Source organism: Flagellimonas sp. L-11 (assembly GCF_056857735.1).
Map to the genome: position 1 here is coordinate 1 of NZ_JBSXNR010000034.1, position 16,273 is coordinate 16,273.

Genomic DNA, 16,273 nt, shown 5'->3' on the forward strand with positions numbered 1-16,273 from the left:
TCACGATGACTCTTTAATATTATTTCCTGTTTTGTATACATACTTATCATTTTCCGAACGTCTCTGATTGGACGTTCAAGTTGGTAATAAGTGGTATACTTTTAAATTGAAATGTGGGGTAGTTTTATATTAATATATACAATCGGTGCAAAAGCACCGTCTGCTCCAAAAAGGCTCTTGCCAGACATGAACTGGTCAAGTACTTTTTTCTCGAATTCTTGTTGTTCTTTTGTTGTCATAATTCTATCTGAATTAAATTAATAAATAATTCTATTCAGACAGAGTTTATTTTACACCCTCTAATTACCCAATCTATTCTTTTATTTTTTTGAATATTCACCTCGGTCTAATCATTTGAATTTTCTTACATTTAGACTCAATACTCCCCCCTGAAATTTTATTTGTTCTAATCAAGTGTAAGCTCTCCTTAAAACCGAACTGTTTAAAAATATAACAACAAAAACCCGAAAGGCCGCAACCTACCTTTTGGATTTCAATAGCCCATGTCCTCACCCGTGCCCCTGGCCCGATTGATACCCTTTCCAAGTGCCTTGATGATTTTGACGGCCATTTGTACTTTATTGGTCGGGATACTAGGAGCCTTTACCCCCATTGTTTTAAGTAATTTAAAGGCCATGTCCTTTTCCTTGGTGGGAAGTCCCATCACCTTGGCAAAGAACTTCCCCGGTTCTTTTGCATGTGCCTTTCTCCCAATATAGGATTCCACATAGTTCCGCCTGAAGCCCGTTGTCCTGTCAAAGGTCTTCTCTGCTGCTTGGTAAAAACTGTCCCGATCAAACCCTCTCTTGACCGTCTTTCCGTTCAGTTCCACTTCGGATGCCTTGTGCTTTGCCATCGGTGAAAGGGTATAGGTGTTCGTTACGTCCCTTCTGCTTACTATGATATGGATATGGGTCTGTGGTCCTTCCTTTTTCATCCCTGCGGCCACCAATTGCCCGTTCTGTTTGTGTGGGGCCAATCTTTCCTGCTCTTTGATCCTTTTTTCAAGCTCTTTGACGTTCCCGATGGATTCGCCACGCTCCACTTTCCTAATTTCGTTCCTGAGCCTTGCTATTTCCCCTCTGTAAGGTGCATTCTCCTGAACCTGCCTGTCAAAGCCCCGATAGGTGCGTTGATGCTCTATCTTGGCATAGTATTTCAGGTTCTCGGCCTTGACCTCTTGGTTACGATGGAAACTCTTGGCATAGTCCTCCATGAGTTTCCTTGTATATTCCCTTAGGATGTTTGGATCATTTCCAATGGCCTTCAACTCCCTTTGGTTGGGACTGACCACTATGGAGTAGAATTTCGGGTCTTTCTGTCTCAGTTTGGCTGTATTGGCATCTATTTCATCAATGACCTTTTCAGGGCTTACGCTGTCGTTCTCTTGGTCAAAGAATTCCTCCCTTAGTTCGGGCAATCTGTCCTCGTTTTCCTTTTCCAGATAGTCCACATAGTTCCCCACACTGGAGTTGTAGGTACTGCCCATTTTCTGTGCTGAGATTGTAAGATACATGAGTGTTATTTTAATTGGTATTTCAGGCTTTCAAAATCCCCGATGCCCATATTGATTTTCAGATACGGCTTTCCCATCATCGGCTCCACCTTCTCAACGTTATGGAGGATTTCATTGCAGCGTTTTTTATATTCTTTGAATTCTTGTAGTATCCTGTCATGTTCAACTTTCGGAACGGTATTCCTAGGCTCCAAAAAATCCATTCGCTCTTCCTGCAATTGGACTGGTTCAGATTTCGGTTTCCTCCCATCCTTTACATAGGCCTCGTAAAGTATCAACATCATTTCATAGGTGGGCCGGATACTGGTCTTTTCCATGTTCTTGATAATGGCGATGAGCCTATCGAATTTCTTCATCATCTGACGCTCCAACTTTTTGATACTGTCAAGGATGATCTTTGTTCCCTCCCCAAAAGGGTCAAGGCTGTTCTCCTTGAAGTATTGTATCATGCCATCAATCACCTCACTATGTGATTTGTTGAATCTTTTGGAATAATTGCGAAAGCGTATGGCCGTTTCCTTCTTTACGGTAATATTGGAATAACCACCGGTTCCTTTCTTTGTTCTGCCATTTGTAGATTGCTTTTCCATAGGTGCGATTTTGTTTTTTAGTGAAATTGCGTCAATTTTTGCGTCAAAAATTTCCAGTGTTTATTGGGTCTCCGAGGGCATTTACTGTAGATTTCGGAAAAGTCTACTGTAGCCCCTGATTTTGTACAGTATTCCAAAATCTATTCAATTAACTGGTTTTCAACTTGTTGAATACCCGAAAACAACCGTGATGGCGCAATTTGCGCATCACCCTCTTGCTATTCCTTTTTTCACGCAAGCGTGAAAACCGAAATACTTTTCTTTGGAGTAAAGGGCTTCAATAAATTCAGTGGTTTTTGTTCCTTTGAAGCTGTTGACTGAACTTCTCTTCCAGAAATTCATCGGATAGGTTTGGATCGCCCATAAGCCATTTGTCGATGGTATCCTTGTCAAAAAATATTTGCCGGATATGCTTATTGTTGCTCATAGGAATAAGCTTTAACGAGGTAAGCTTGTAAATCTTGCTTTTGGAAAGTCCCGTATAAGCTGCAAGGTCTTCCACATTCATAACCTTTTTTTGATGACCAAGGATAGTTTTGATTTCTTTGAGTATTGTCAACACATTCTGTTGCTCTTCCATAGCTTTTTATTTTTGGAATTAAAGAATATGTAAACGGCCGCTCACTTTTTTTGTACACGACAAACATATATCACCTGATGCAAGTGAAAAATAGGGAAATGAAGATTGCGCTATAATTGTCTTTTGTTTTCGGGTTTGGGCAAATAATCATCAATAATTAAGAAATTCCAAGTGCTTTGGCTATTGCTTTTCGTATATCGTCATAGTCCCCTTCTTTAGTCTTCTGTGACCATTTGGAGTAACTGGATGCAAATGTGTTCTCGTTTATTTCGGAACCATCGAAGGAAAATCTTTTTTGAACAAATCTGGAAAGTGATTCCCTTGATTCCTTTCCCAATCCTTGAATACCACCTTCAATTATATGGTCCAAAAAGGAAAAAAGAAACCTAAGATTACCAGATTGCTTGTTCTTTGGAACTTCCCTAATGACTATCTTTTCTTTAGAAGGAAAAAGGTTGGTTAAAAGCTCTAGATTGTCCATATCGGAGTCATCAAATCCAAAAAATTCCTTGTCTATCTTCTTAAATGATAGCTTTACAAATGAAAACCCTTCTACATTTGCATTTGCCATTTCTTTAGACTTAAACCAGCCAATTACAAACACAAGGGCTATTAACAATAGTAGTAACTGAAAAATATAGTAGGCAGATATCTGTAGCCAAGTATAATTCTTTCCACTAATGAAAAAAAGAAGGGTTAAGGGTATAAAACTTATAATGATAATTAAAGCGGAAAGTCCATTTAGGGAAAGATGCCTAGCTTTGGATTCCATTTTTCTAGACAGCGTTCTTTGTCTGTGAATCCAGCCAGCCAGTATGTTGCCCAATTTTTCCATATCCCAAGATAAGGATAAAACGATTCAGTAAGAAAAATCAACAAAAAGCTGTAAATTGGGGGGTCTTTCAAAGATGGTTTGTTGATAGTTACAAAGTGATAAATGCGGTTGAACATTCAGAGAGTCACATATTACAAGTATTTACGACATAGTGACTTTCGGGAAGGTTGAAATCAGATAAAAGATGAATCAATTCATCGAAATAATCTCATTTAGGTATGTATAGACATAATTTATGCTTAGTTAAACAAGTTTTTCCTCATTAACTGAAACTTTCATAGATGAAAATATTCTCCATTTTTTCACTCATATTTTTATCAGCAACAACATCACTGTCCGCACAGACCTTCGAGATTGGAAAAAAGGATTCCATTGATTCCAAAATATTGGTTGAAACAAGGAATTTTAGAATAGTCCTGCCATCAACCTATGAACAATACTCAAAGATAAAATATCCCGTGCTATACATTTTGGATGGGGATTTCCTGCTTCAATCAACATCTGGAATTGTAGAATACATGTCAAAAACCGGACAGATTCCTGAAATGATTCAAGTTTACATTTCGAATACCGATAGGACGAGAGATTTTACGCCCACCCGTACCAACAAAAACTATGAAGGGGAAAAAGACCCATCATTAGAAAAAAGCGGTGGCGGGAAGAACTTTCTGGATTTTCTCAACAACGAACTGATTCAATACATCGACAAAAATTATCGGACAAATTCATTCAACATACTTATTGGACGGTCTTTCGCAGGACTGATAGGTGGATTCGACTATTTACAGGAAAAAACAGAGTTGGACAGTTATTTATTGATCGACCCTAGTTTTTGGTGGAACGAACAATATACTGTTAAACTAGCCGAGAACGTTTTATACAAAGTGATAGAAAATAAGAGAATGTATATCTCTAGTTCAGATAATTTTGAGTTTTCAAACTATATTGAGAAAATGCGAAATAGTCAAGTTTCCTTTTTTGAGAAAATCAAAAATAAAAACATTGACCACACAAAAATCAAAATAGAAATTTTTGAACAATACACCCACGGAACGGTGACCATACCAAGCCTATACAACGGATTGGCCTTTCTGTTCGAAGATTACTTTTTAACAGGTATGAAATATAGAAGCGCGGACGAAATCATAAGTCATTTTGACCAATTTTCTGAGAATAATGGTTCGGAGTTTACACCGCTTGAAGGCATGATAAACTGGTTGGGATCTGTCCAAAATGAAAAGGACAGCTCAGAGGCTTTAAAACTATATGAATTGAATGTGTATAATTATCCAAAATCAATCAATGCTCTTCTGACTTTGGCCGAACAATATGAAAAGCAGAATATGACGGAGAAAGCATTGGAAAGATATATGGACATCTTAAAAATCGACGGAGTAAATAAAAAAGCCATCGAAAGGATTGAACAACTTAAAAATTGAAAGGTGGCATAACATTGCTATAAAATCATAAACGCCGATCAGCAGACTACGCTTGATATACTAAACGCTAAATTTCAAATAAACGACAACCTGTTTTATTTCCAGTTAAAGTCAAACTAAAGTAAAAAACGTAAAAATAAGCGAATCATGGTTGGTGAGCACAAACTGAACATCATGAAATTGACAATTCTTCAGATTTTAATATTTTTCTCTGTTAACCTTATCGCTGCACAAACCTCGCTCGAGGAAATTGACCTTGAAAATGGAAGATACAAGGTTGGATTTCGGCATTATACAGCCACTGACAGCACACGGACCTACAGCAGAATTTTTGACTACACCAACAAAAAGGTGCCAAGACCAATTCCCGTAAGTATATGGTATCCTTCAAAACAAAACGAGATAAACAGAGAGCCTCTGACAGTTTTAGATTACCTCGAAATTCTAAAAGAAGAAGAGGAGTGGGAACACCTACCCAATGAGCAAATACTGAATTGGTTTTATTATGCCAACACCCCCGCCAACCAAAAACACCTGTTGGAAACCACGACAGCATATGGTGGTGCGAGATTTGCAGAAGAAAAATTTCCGGTAATCATTTATGCACCCAGTTTCCAAGCTTCCTCAATTGAAAACTTTGCGCTCTGTGAATACTTGGCCAGTCATGGTTTTGTGGTGATGTCCAGTCCAAGCAGGGGTACTGAAACCCGTTGGTTCAGCAATAACAATGGGAAAGAAATGGAGACCCAAGCTAGAGATGTGGAGTATTTGATAAAGGAGATAGGTAAGTATCCTATTGCGGGTGATGATATTGCTATTATGGGTTTTAGCTTTGGTGGTCTGTCCAATATCCTGGTGCAGAACCGTAATGATAAGGTAAAGGCCGTTGTCAGTTTGGACGGCACTGAAAGATACCAGTATGGCCTACTTACCCAATCACCGTTTTTCAATGCCTTTAAACTGGATGTACCCTATATTCATATGGCTCAAAAGGACATTCCTGAAAGTGTCCTGAAAGAAGACAAGATTGACACTGCACTGAACACCGAATTCAAATTGTACGATAGTTTAACAAAAAGCAAAGTATATCGGTTAAAGTTCCACAACCTGACCCATATCCATTTTAGCGCGTTGGGCGTTCTTTTTGCCGAGAGGGACAGGAGGCAGGATAAAAGCGACCCAGAAATAATGGAATCTTACAAATGGGTCGCTAGTTACACTCTGCAATTCTTGGAAGCTACTTTAAATGGGGATAAAAATGCCTTAAAGTACATCGAAAACGATCCGCAGGAAAATGGAGCTGCGGATGACTTGATAACACTGCAAATCAAGCGGCCAGAAAAAGAGGGGTACACCTTTCAGGATTTTAATGAGCTGGCCTCAAAAAGGAATTACAAAAGCTTGGTTCAACTCCACGACTCTATCCTAAAAAAGCATCCTTTGTTCAAAATTCCCGAAGGTCATTTGAACACGCTCGGCCTACAACTTGTTTTCAATCCAAAAACATCCGATCAAGGGATAAAGGTTTTTCTATTGGGAACAAAACGCTATCCCAACTCCGCCAATCTTTATGATAGTTTGGCGGAGGGTTATCTATTTATGGGAAATGGCGAAAAGGCAATTGAAAGCTTTGAAAGGTCTTTGGAGTTGAATCCACAAAATCAGAATGCCATCAACCGATTGGAGCAGTTAAAGAAATAATGCCAATTGATTGAAGGGCAAATAATTTTTTGGATCACCACGGCTAATCAAAATCACCACACAGATTGCTAAAATTCAAAATAACCGATTTCTTAACTCTTGTTTTAATTCAATTGTTTAATACTGCGTATATTGAAAACATGATTGAATATGAAATAGTTTTTAAAATCGGGAGTTCGAGGCGTCTTATAATGACCATTATATCACTTTTTCTTTCAACCAACATTTTTTTTGCGCAGGTTGAAGATGAAAAACTTCTTGATATCATCGATTATCTTAAAGAGTTATCCTATCCTGAATTTTCTGGCGTGGTCTTACTTGCAAAGGGCGATAACGTTCTATTTGAAAAAGCTTATGGGTATTCTAGTATTGAATATGAAGTTAAAAACACTGTCAATACATTATTTAATACTGCCTCAATAACAAAAACAATGACAGCTGTGGCGGCCCTTCAATTGGTTGATAAAGGTTTATTGGATTTAGATACTCCAGTAGGTGAGTATTTACCAGATTATCCTAATCATAGAGTTAGAGATTCTGTGACTGCATATCAGCTTTTGACACATACATCAGGGCTGAACAATTTTTTTGTAGATGAGTCCAAAAACATTGGGAAATTGGATATAAAAGAAGTGAAGGACTACCTGCCCTTTTTTGCATCTAAACCTCTATTATTTTCTCCCGGATCAAAATATGCCTACAGCGCAGGTGGGTATATCGTTTTAGGTCTCTTAATAGAAAACCTTAGTGGAAAGGACTACCATGAATATATGGACAACCATGTTTTCAAAACGGCTGGCATGGAAAACACGGTGGCCGTACCTCTTGATTCAATTATGAAGAATAAAGCTAGTGGATACACCAGTCATTTTGGGCAATCTGACAATCTTAGCAAGAACGATACTTTTCTTGAATTTGCCAATCCTGCCGGTTTCTATTATTCGACTACTAAAGACATATTAAGGTTTTTTGAGGCCCTGAAAGACTATCGATTGATTTCTGAGAAATTGACCAAAAAAATGATGTCACCACTGGTAAAGGGATATTACACTAATTATGGGTTTGGGATTTCGGTTGATGAACGATGGGAACAAACCATTGTTGGCCATACTGGGGGTTGGTATGGTGTTCAATGTGAGTTAATGTATTTCAAGAAAGATGGAATTACCGCCATAATACTTTCTAACATCGATACTGCCGAAGGAAAAGGAATGAACAAAATATCGAATTACATTAAACATGTTTTGGCCAATAAAACAATTCCAAAGTCTAAATAAACGATGAGGGTGTTCTTTCTGAACTAAGATTAAAAAATGTATATTATGATAGAAAATAATAATCAATATGAAAGAGAAGAAAAGTAAATTAGGACGTTTTTTATCCAATCCAAATAGAGTCCATTCTTTTTGGATAATTGTTTCAGCCGCAGTTTCTGCAATTGTTGTCATTTTACTACTTCTGAAACCTGAGTAAAGTTCAAATAAACGATGCTTGTTTTTTGTAAACTATCACATTATAAACAATAAAAGCTTATGAATGGTTTTTTGGTGTTTTTGAAATGTTGTACCTATGTTGTACCCGTATAAAAAAGAAAAACCTCCCAATTGCTTGAAAGGTTTATCTTTGTTGAGGTGGTCCCACATGGGCTCGAACCATGGACCCCCTGATTATGAGTCAGGTGCTCTAACCAGCTGAGCTATAGGACCCGCATTTTGCGGATGCAATATTAGTGTTTATTTTTCTTCAGCGCAAGGTTTTAACGCCCCTTCCCTTCTTTTATTTCTTGGCAAAGCTCCACCAGCACGCCATTGGTACCCTTTGGGTGTAAAAATGCCACCAGTTTGTTGTCCGCCCCTTTTTTTGGCGTTTCGTTCAAAACAACAAAGCCTTCGTCTTTTAATCGTTTTATTTCCGAAACAATATTCTCCACCGCAAAAGCAACGTGATGGATGCCCTCCCCCTTCCTTTCCAAAAATTTGGCAATGGGACCATCCGGATTTGTCGGCTCCAACAATTCAATTTTATTGGGGCCCGATTTAAAGAATGAGGTCTTTACCCCTTCCGAGGCCACTTCCTCGACTTTATAGTGCGGCACGCCCAACAGCTTTTCAAACAAAGCATTGGACGCCTCCAAATTTTTTACCGCGATTCCAATGTGTTCAATTTTATCCATAGGAGATGTAATATGCGTTAAATGTTCACCTTTTTTCAAAATTACACACTGTAAATGGTTAATAGTGTGAGGTTAGTCATTAATTCACTTATTTTTGCAGTATGGAGGAAACACAAAGACAGAAAAAAATAGCTGGAATCATTCAAAAAGACCTGGCCGATATCTTACAACGTGCCGCTACCGATGGAGGCCTTAAGGGAACTTTGATCTCTGTGTCCAAAGTTTCCGTAACCGTTGATCTGTCCTTGGCCAAGGTGTATGTGAGCATTTTTCCGAACAAAGGAGCCAAAGAACTGTTGGAAGGCATCAAGGAAAACCAAGTTGCCATTCGGTATGAATTGGCCCAACGCACCAAACACCAATTAAGGCGAGTGCCGGAGCTTAATTTTTATTTGGATGATTCCTTGGAATACATCGAAGGGATTGAAAAATCATTGAAAAGAGAGGAAAACCCTATTGAGAACAGGGACCTGCTCGACAAACGTAAGAAATCCTGATTTTGAACTTTCCGCTTTATATCGCAAAACGTTACTTACGGTCCAAAAGCAGCCAAAATGCGGTAAATATTATCAATTTCATTACTTTTTTGGTGATTGTGATAGGTTCTGCTGCGCTTTTTATCGTACTTTCTGCTTTTGCAGGTCTAAAAACGTTCAGCCTTTCTTTTTCCAATACGTTTGACCCCGATTTGAAGGCTTCGCCCACCATTGGGAAGCATTTTACCATTTCTCCGGATGAAGAATCAGCGCTTGGCAACATAGAGGGGCTGGCCAATTTTTCCAAAGAATTGGAAGAGCGGGCCTACCTTACCTATAAAGAAAAAAGCACCATTGCCTATATAAAAGGGGTGGATGAAAACTACCGGGCTGTTACGGGAGTGGACAGCACGCTAATTTTTGGCAATTGGGGATCTGATCAATACAATGGGGTCATCGGCATCGGCATATACAATTTGCTTGGTGTGCCCATGAACAATAGAACGGCCATGGAGGTTTTGGTGCCCAAACCTGGCGAAGGTTCTTTTTCGCAACAAGGAGGATTTAATCCCAAACCCTATGATGAACTCGCTTTGGTCGTAAGCGGCGTTTATGCGGTTGAAGAAAGTTTGGATAAAAAATACGTGTTTGCCCGGCTTCCTTTGGTACAAGAATTGTTGCAGAAAGATAGTACCGAAGTCTCTGGCATCAATTTTAAGTTGACCGAAAACGCCTCTCCCGATCAGGTTAGCAGCTCCATCGCAAATGTTTTGGGCGATAAAGTGTCGGTTTTGACGCGTCGTGAGCAAAACACCTCGCTCTACCGTATGCTAAACACGGAAAATTTGGCGACCTATTTGATTTTCACCTTGGTGTTGATCATTGCCCTGTTTAATGTGGTTGGGGCCATTATTATGATGATTTTGGACAAGCAGCAGAACTCCAAAACGCTGTACAGTTTGGGCACGACCATCAAAGAATTGCGCCATATTTACTTTATACAAGGTATATTGGTCACTTCTTTTGGTGGGTTGATTGGTGTATTGATCGGTTCCTTGTTGATTGGCTCCCAATTAGCGTTTGGTTGGTTGAAGATAACACCATCACTGGCCTACCCCGTGGAATTCAATGTCATCAATTTGCTGATTGTGATTGGAACGATTGTGGTTTTGGGCTTTATTTCTTCAAAAATTGCAAGTAGCCGTATCTCCCAAAAATTGATTTCCGCCTAAGCGAACTGGTAATCCCCGAATTTTTCCTCTACCTCATCAAAAGCGGCAAAAACATCCGCAGCATCATCGCTGGTGACCATTTTCATACGGTATTCCTTAAAGTGCGGAATGCCCTTAAAGTAATTGGTGTAATGTCTCCGGGTTTCAAAAACGCCCAGTTTTTCACCTTTCCAATCAATGGCCATTTGCAAATGCCTACGGGCGGCCTCCACGCGTTCTTGCATGGTGGGAGGTGCCAAATGCTCCCCTGTTTTAAAATAGTGTTTTACTTCCTTAAAAAACCAAGGGTAACCAATGCTTGCCCTTCCGATCATGGCTCCGTCCAATCCGTATTCGTCACGCATTTTTACAGCAGCTTCGGGCGTGTCCACATCGCCGTTCCCAAATACGGGAATATGCATCCGCTGATTGTTCTTTACCTCGGCAATGGGTTTCCAGTCAGCTTCGCCTTTGTACATCTGTACACGGGTGCGGCCATGTATGGAAATGGCCTCAATCCCAACATCCTGTAATCGCTCTGCCACCTCGACTATCTTAATGGAATTGTTGTCCCAGCCCAAACGCGTTTTAACGGTAACGGGTAATTTGGTGCGTTTTACGATTTCTTCGGTAAGCTTTACCATCAACGGAATATCCCGCAAAATACCTGCCCCTGCATTTTTGCAGACCACCTTTTTAACGGGACAGCCAAAATTGATGTCGATGATATCAGGATTCGATTTCTCCACTATATCCACCGCCTGAAGCATAGAATCCAGTTCGGCACCAAAAATCTGGATGCCCACGGGACGTTCCTTCTCATAAATATCCAGTTTGATGACACTTTTGGCGGCATCCCTAATCAATCCTTCGGAAGAAATAAACTCGGTATACACCACATCGGCGCCCTGCTCCTTGCACAATTTGCGGAAAGGAGGGTCGCTCACATCTTCCATTGGAGCTAGAAGAAGCGGAAAATCAGGGAGTTCTATGTTTCCAATTTTTGGCAAATCCTATAGTTTTTTGGATTGCAAAAGTACAAAATAGGCGACAACCTAAAAGCTAGTTTTGCGATTGAAGTCGATCACGCTCATTTTTATCGATTCCTCGCTCATTGTCTTCCAATCGGAAATTCCCAAAATTATAGGTGAAACCAAAGCGGATAAACTGTGTTTCGGGACGTCTGCGATAAAAGTTATCTTGGTTAAGGTACTGCGAACGGTAGGTGGGCACATATTGCTCCAAGATATCCTCCGCTGCAAGCGATAGGGTTATTTTATTATCAAAAAGGGTTTTTCGGAGCCCGATCGTTAAATTAAACTGCTCGTCGGACACATACGATCCAAAAAGAAATTTGGAAATATAAGTTCCTGCAACCTCTCCAGTAAAGGTTCCGTCACTGGACAAGGTCAAATAATTGCCCACATAGGCATATACCCCGTTCACTTCGTTGGTAAAAGGTACATTGCCGCTTTCCTCGGCCAAAAAAGTCTCTTCTTCGTGAAAAACAGATGTGTAAGCGTACAAGTACCACGGGGGCAAAATGGATTTGCTCAAGGTAAAGTCCAAGCCGTAGGATTTACTCTCCAACACATTCTGTTTAAGCTCCACCAAGGTTTGATTGTCATTGTCCTGAAAGACCAGGTACGCAATGTTGCTGCCGTTGTCCCGATAGTAAACGTCGAAGAAATATTCGCTGTTATGGGTATAATTAAAGTTAAGGTTATTGCTAAAGCTTGGTCGTAACCCTGGATTTCCTTCCTCATAATCATTTTCATTATAGAAAAACCGGAATGGGTTCAAATCATTGTATTTGGGACGATTGATGTTCCTTCCATAATCAAAGGAAAAGCTATGCTTGTCCGATGGTGAATAGAGCAAATAAAACGATGGGAACGGTTCAAAAAAGTCCTGCGTATTGGTCTGGTTCAAGGTCAATGACCTTCCCTCGGCCTCCGTAAGCTCACCACGAACTCCTAACTTCATGGACCATTTCTCCCAATTCTTCACAAAGCTCATATAAGCTGCATACACATTTTCATCATAGGTGTACAAATCCGATAAGGAAGAATCAACCGTATTGCTAGAACCATTAAAGTTGAAAAAGTTCACCTTGTTTTCAGAAGTGATCGACGAGATCTTTGCTCCCGTTTCAAAAGATGCATTGCCAATTGGTGTGGAATAATCCAACTGCCCTGTAAAAATTCCAATTTCTTGATCGGTATCGGAATCAAACCCAAAGTCCCGTAAAAAAGTGCCGTCCGCATCAAAATAATCGGATGCAAGGCGTTGGAACGTCTTGCCGTTAAAATAGGTGTAATGCCCATTGGCTCGTATCTGTGCCCCTTCCTTTTTCAGCTTGTGAACATAGGTGAGGTCAAACGCCAAGTTGGTGTTGTCCATATTGGCGTTGTTCTCGGTGGTAAATGTGGAGTCCAATTGGGCTTGGGCATTCCTCATTTCGTTGCTGAGTAATGTTTGCTGCTCTTGATCTACATTAAAAAGCAGGTTGGAGGTCACATTCAAACTGTTTTTGTCATCAAAATCATAATCCAGAATAAAACTTGCATTTTGCGACTGTGACCTATCCGTTTGATTATAATCCGTATCCCAAACGGAAAAAACATCATTGGTATCATCCATAAAATTGATGCCTTTTTTCGTTTTGTTCACGTCCTTCTTTGGATTGATGGTATAGTTGGCAAACAGGTTGAGTTTGTCCGTTTTATAATAATGACTGGTACCCATACTGAATTTTGGAAAAACAGCTTGGGTAAATGTCCCATTGATGCTTCCCTTATATCCCGGAACAATGTTTTTGCTGGTGACGATGTTCAAAATAGGGCCTCCTTCGGCATCATAACTTGCGGGAGGATTTGCAATCACTTCAACAGATTTAATATTGGTGCCCGAAAGTCCCTGCAACAAATCCCGAACTTCTTGTCCGGACAATTGGACCTTTCGATCATTAAGGTAAACTGTGGCGTTTTGGCCACGAATCAATAAATCATCTTGGTTTACGATTACACCGGGGGTGCTTTTTAGAATATCCCATGAGGTTCCTTGGGAAACCACTGTGTTTGCTACGGAAAAGACCAGTCTGTCTGGTAATCTTTCCAATTTAGGACGTTGAGCCGATACCACTACCTCATCCAGTTCGTTGTTTTCCAAGGGAATAATCAAAGCGCCCAAGGAAACATCCTTGGCAATATCCAAAGGTCTGGGTTCGGAGCCCCTGCCCACATAGCTTGCCTGTAACAAATAGAGGTCCGGTTTCACTTCGGACAGGACAAAAAGGCCTTTTTCGTCGGCAGATGCCCCTTGAACAAAAGTGGAATCGGTAGCCTGAAGCAGCAAAATGTTGGCGTAGGGAATAACCTGATTCTGTTCGTCCACCACCTTGCCAGAAATTGTAAAGGTTTGGCCGTATGCGCCGCATATTGCAAAAAACACCAATAAAAAAGTAGCGGAGAGGTTCTTCATTAGAGGTTAGGGTTGATTGTCAAATCTATGAAATAATTTTTGAGCGGGATGGGCGGTGATTTTCTTATTGAGAAAAAACCATTTGCGGGTATTTAAAACAATTATATTTGCAGTTGATTATGTCCCTTTTTAAGGGTATGTTATAGTTGATATGGAGAAGATCAGGAATTTTTGCATTATTGCACATATAGACCACGGTAAAAGCACTTTGGCAGACCGTTTGTTGGATTTTACCGGTTCGGTTACCGAGCGCGAAAAGCAGGATCAGTTGCTGGACAATATGGACTTGGAGCGTGAACGGGGCATTACCATTAAGAGCCATGCCATTCAAATGGACTACGTTCACAAGGGCGAAAAGTATGTGCTCAACCTGATCGATACTCCCGGACATGTTGATTTTTCATACGAAGTATCGCGTTCCATTGCTGCTTGTGAGGGTGCCCTTTTGGTAGTGGATGCAGCACAGAGCATTCAGGCGCAGACCATATCCAACTTGTATCTGGCATTGGAAAACGATTTGGAAATTATTCCCGTGCTCAACAAAGTGGACCTTCCGAGTGCAAACCCAGAAGAGGTTACCGACGATATTGTGGACCTATTGGGCTGTAAACCGGAAGAGGTAATCCCGGCAAGTGCTAAAACGGGAATTGGTATCGAAGAGATCCTTACTGCGATTATTGAGCGCATACCTCCCCCTAAAGGGAATCCCGATGAGCCTCTCCAAGCCCTTGTTTTTGATTCGGTATATAATCCATTTAGAGGTGTTGAAACCTATTTTAGGGTGGTAAACGGAGAAATCAAAAAAGGGCAAAAAATAAAATTCGTGGCCACCGGAAAGTCTTACTATGCCGATGAAATTGGTACCTTAAAATTGACCCAGTTCCCTAAAAACAAGATTTCTACGGGCGATGTGGGCTATTTGATCACCGGAATAAAAGATGCCCGTGAGGTAAAAGTAGGGGATACCATCACAGATTCTGCAAACCCGACCAAAAACCCCATTGGCGGTTTCGAGGATGTAAAACCTATGGTTTTTGCAGGTATTTACCCTGTTGACACGGAAGATTTTGAGGATTTACGTTCTTCGATGGAAAAATTGCAACTCAACGATGCTTCCTTGGTATTTACACCAGAAAGCAGTGCTGCATTGGGCTTTGGGTTTCGATGTGGTTTTTTGGGAATGTTGCATATGGAAATCATCCAAGAACGTTTGGAGCGTGAGTTTGACATGACCGTGATCACCACGGTGCCCAACGTGAGTTACCACGCATATACTACCAAAGGCGACCCAGACCCTATAATTGTCAATAACCCAACGGATTTACCAGATCCTTCCACTATAGATCGGGTTGAGGAACCTTATATTAAGGCGACGATCATCACAAAAGCAGATTTTGTGGGCAACGTAATGTCGCTCTGTATTGAAAAGCGTGGGCAAATCGTAAACCAGACGTATTTGACCACGGAGCGGGTGGAGCTGGTTTTTGATATGCCTTTGGCGGAAATTGTTTTTGACTTTTACGATCGTTTAAAAACCGTTTCCAAAGGATACGCCTCTTTTGATTATTCCCCAATAGGAATGCGCACCTCAAAACTGGTTCGTGTGGACATCCTTTTAAATGCCCAGCCTGTTGATGCACTTTCTGCCCTGGTACACTTTGACAATGCTTACCATATCGGTAAAAAAATGTGTGAAAAGCTAAAAGAGCTTATCCCAAGACAGCAGTTCGATATTCCGATCCAGGCCGCTATTGGTTCCAAAATTATTTCCAGGGAAACCATAAAAGCGCTTCGGAAAGACGTTACCGCCAAATGTTATGGTGGGGATATTTCACGTAAGCGTAAATTGTTGGAAAAGCAGAAAAAGGGTAAAAAGCGGATGCGCCAAGTGGGGAATGTGGAAATTCCGCAGCAAGCCTTTATGGCCGTGCTCAAGTTGAATGACTAAAAAAGCCAAGAAAATAGTTTTCTCTGCCTTTTGCGGATTATAATGATGCATCTCCAGCTGCACATAATGATTCTGCAAATTGTTTAGGCATTAAATCCTCTCCGCCAAAAAACTTTGCATCCATAGTTTTTATAGACCCGGCAGTTGATACTGTCCAAGTACCATCTCCGTTATCACAAACTTCCACTTTTCCTCCCTCAAGGGTACAGGATTCACATTGATTGGTCGGTCCGTCATCTTTGGAACAGGCGTTCATTAATGTGGCAGCAACAACTACCGTAGGCAAAAGTTTTTTCATCAAAATGATTTATTTGGTTAATA

The 16,273-nt window shown here is 40.5% G+C and carries 14 protein-coding genes and 1 tRNA gene; 6 read left to right on the forward strand and 9 right to left on the reverse strand.

What is annotated here, in order from left to right; translation table 11 throughout:
• Nucleotides 1–493: 493 nt before the first annotated feature.
• The 4 genes from mobB to AC13CC_RS04355 form a co-directional block, all read right to left on the reverse strand.
• Entirely contained in the window at nt 494–1,516 is a 1,023-nt protein-coding gene (mobB, locus tag AC13CC_RS04340) for a MobB family relaxase (protein WP_482876893.1), read from the reverse strand.
• A 5-nt stretch (nt 1,517–1,521) separates the two neighbouring features.
• Nucleotides 1,522–2,106: a BfmA/BtgA family mobilization protein gene (locus tag AC13CC_RS04345; protein WP_482876895.1), complete on the reverse strand. Its 585-nt coding sequence runs from the start codon at nt 2,104–2,106 to the stop codon at nt 1,522–1,524.
• 286 nt (nt 2,107–2,392) lie between these two features.
• Nucleotides 2,393–2,686, reverse strand: a complete 294-nt coding sequence (locus tag AC13CC_RS04350; RefSeq protein ID WP_293166176.1) for a helix-turn-helix domain-containing protein — start codon at nt 2,684–2,686, stop codon at nt 2,393–2,395.
• 157 nt (nt 2,687–2,843) lie between these two features.
• Entirely contained in the window at nt 2,844–3,257 is a 414-nt protein-coding gene (locus AC13CC_RS04355; RefSeq protein WP_482876897.1) for a hypothetical protein, read from the reverse strand.
• Nucleotides 3,258–3,802: 545 nt separating this feature from the next.
• Between AC13CC_RS04355 and AC13CC_RS04360 the strand changes: the two genes are divergently transcribed.
• From AC13CC_RS04360 to AC13CC_RS04370, 3 genes are all read left to right on the forward strand, one after another.
• Nucleotides 3,803–4,960: an alpha/beta hydrolase-fold protein gene (locus tag AC13CC_RS04360; RefSeq protein WP_482876899.1), complete on the forward strand. Its 1,158-nt coding sequence runs from the start codon at nt 3,803–3,805 to the stop codon at nt 4,958–4,960.
• 174 nt (nt 4,961–5,134) lie between these two features.
• Complete coding sequence (locus AC13CC_RS04365; RefSeq protein WP_482876901.1) at nt 5,135–6,661, forward strand: dienelactone hydrolase family protein; 1,527 nt, start codon at nt 5,135–5,137, stop codon at nt 6,659–6,661.
• Nucleotides 6,662–6,726: 65 nt separating this feature from the next.
• Entirely contained in the window at nt 6,727–7,938 is a 1,212-nt protein-coding gene (locus tag AC13CC_RS04370) for a serine hydrolase domain-containing protein (RefSeq protein WP_482876902.1), read from the forward strand.
• 355 nt (nt 7,939–8,293) lie between these two features.
• On the opposite strand, the gene AC13CC_RS04375 is transcribed toward AC13CC_RS04370, so the two are convergent.
• Together AC13CC_RS04375 and mce are read right to left on the reverse strand one after the other, a co-directional pair.
• Nucleotides 8,294–8,367 (reverse strand) — tRNA-Ile (locus tag AC13CC_RS04375).
• A gap of 50 nt (nt 8,368–8,417) precedes the next feature.
• Nucleotides 8,418–8,834, reverse strand: coding sequence for a methylmalonyl-CoA epimerase (mce, locus tag AC13CC_RS04380; RefSeq protein ID WP_482876904.1), 417 nt, complete (start codon nt 8,832–8,834; stop codon nt 8,418–8,420).
• A gap of 101 nt (nt 8,835–8,935) precedes the next feature.
• Between mce and rbfA the strand changes: the two genes are divergently transcribed.
• Nucleotides 8,936–9,331, forward strand: a complete 396-nt coding sequence (gene rbfA, locus AC13CC_RS04385) for a 30S ribosome-binding factor RbfA (RefSeq protein ID WP_119607165.1) — start codon at nt 8,936–8,938, stop codon at nt 9,329–9,331.
• A gap of 2 nt (nt 9,332–9,333) precedes the next feature.
• The gene (locus AC13CC_RS04390) at nt 9,334–10,542 is read left to right on the forward strand and encodes an ABC transporter permease (protein WP_482876906.1); all 1,209 of its coding nucleotides are present in this window, start codon (nt 9,334–9,336) and stop codon (nt 10,540–10,542) included.
• Here AC13CC_RS04390 and dusB read toward each other — a convergent pair.
• Both dusB and AC13CC_RS04400 read right to left on the reverse strand, forming a co-directional pair.
• Nucleotides 10,539–11,531: a tRNA dihydrouridine synthase DusB gene (dusB, locus tag AC13CC_RS04395; RefSeq protein WP_482876908.1), complete on the reverse strand. Its 993-nt coding sequence runs from the start codon at nt 11,529–11,531 to the stop codon at nt 10,539–10,541. The genes AC13CC_RS04390 and dusB overlap by 4 nt on opposite strands.
• 52 nt (nt 11,532–11,583) lie before the next feature.
• Nucleotides 11,584–14,004 carry an outer membrane beta-barrel protein gene (locus AC13CC_RS04400; protein WP_482876909.1) on the reverse strand — a complete coding sequence of 807 codons (2,421 nt, stop codon included), beginning with the start codon at nt 14,002–14,004 and terminating at the stop codon, nt 11,584–11,586.
• A gap of 151 nt (nt 14,005–14,155) precedes the next feature.
• Between AC13CC_RS04400 and lepA the strand changes: the two genes are divergently transcribed.
• Nucleotides 14,156–15,952, forward strand: a complete 1,797-nt coding sequence (lepA, locus tag AC13CC_RS04405; protein ID WP_482876910.1) for a translation elongation factor 4 — start codon at nt 14,156–14,158, stop codon at nt 15,950–15,952.
• A 37-nt stretch (nt 15,953–15,989) separates the two neighbouring features.
• Here lepA and AC13CC_RS04410 read toward each other — a convergent pair whose 3' ends face one another.
• The gene (locus AC13CC_RS04410) at nt 15,990–16,250 is read right to left on the reverse strand and encodes a hypothetical protein (protein WP_482876911.1); all 261 of its coding nucleotides are present in this window, start codon (nt 16,248–16,250) and stop codon (nt 15,990–15,992) included.
• Between the last annotated feature and the right edge of the window lie 23 nt (nt 16,251–16,273).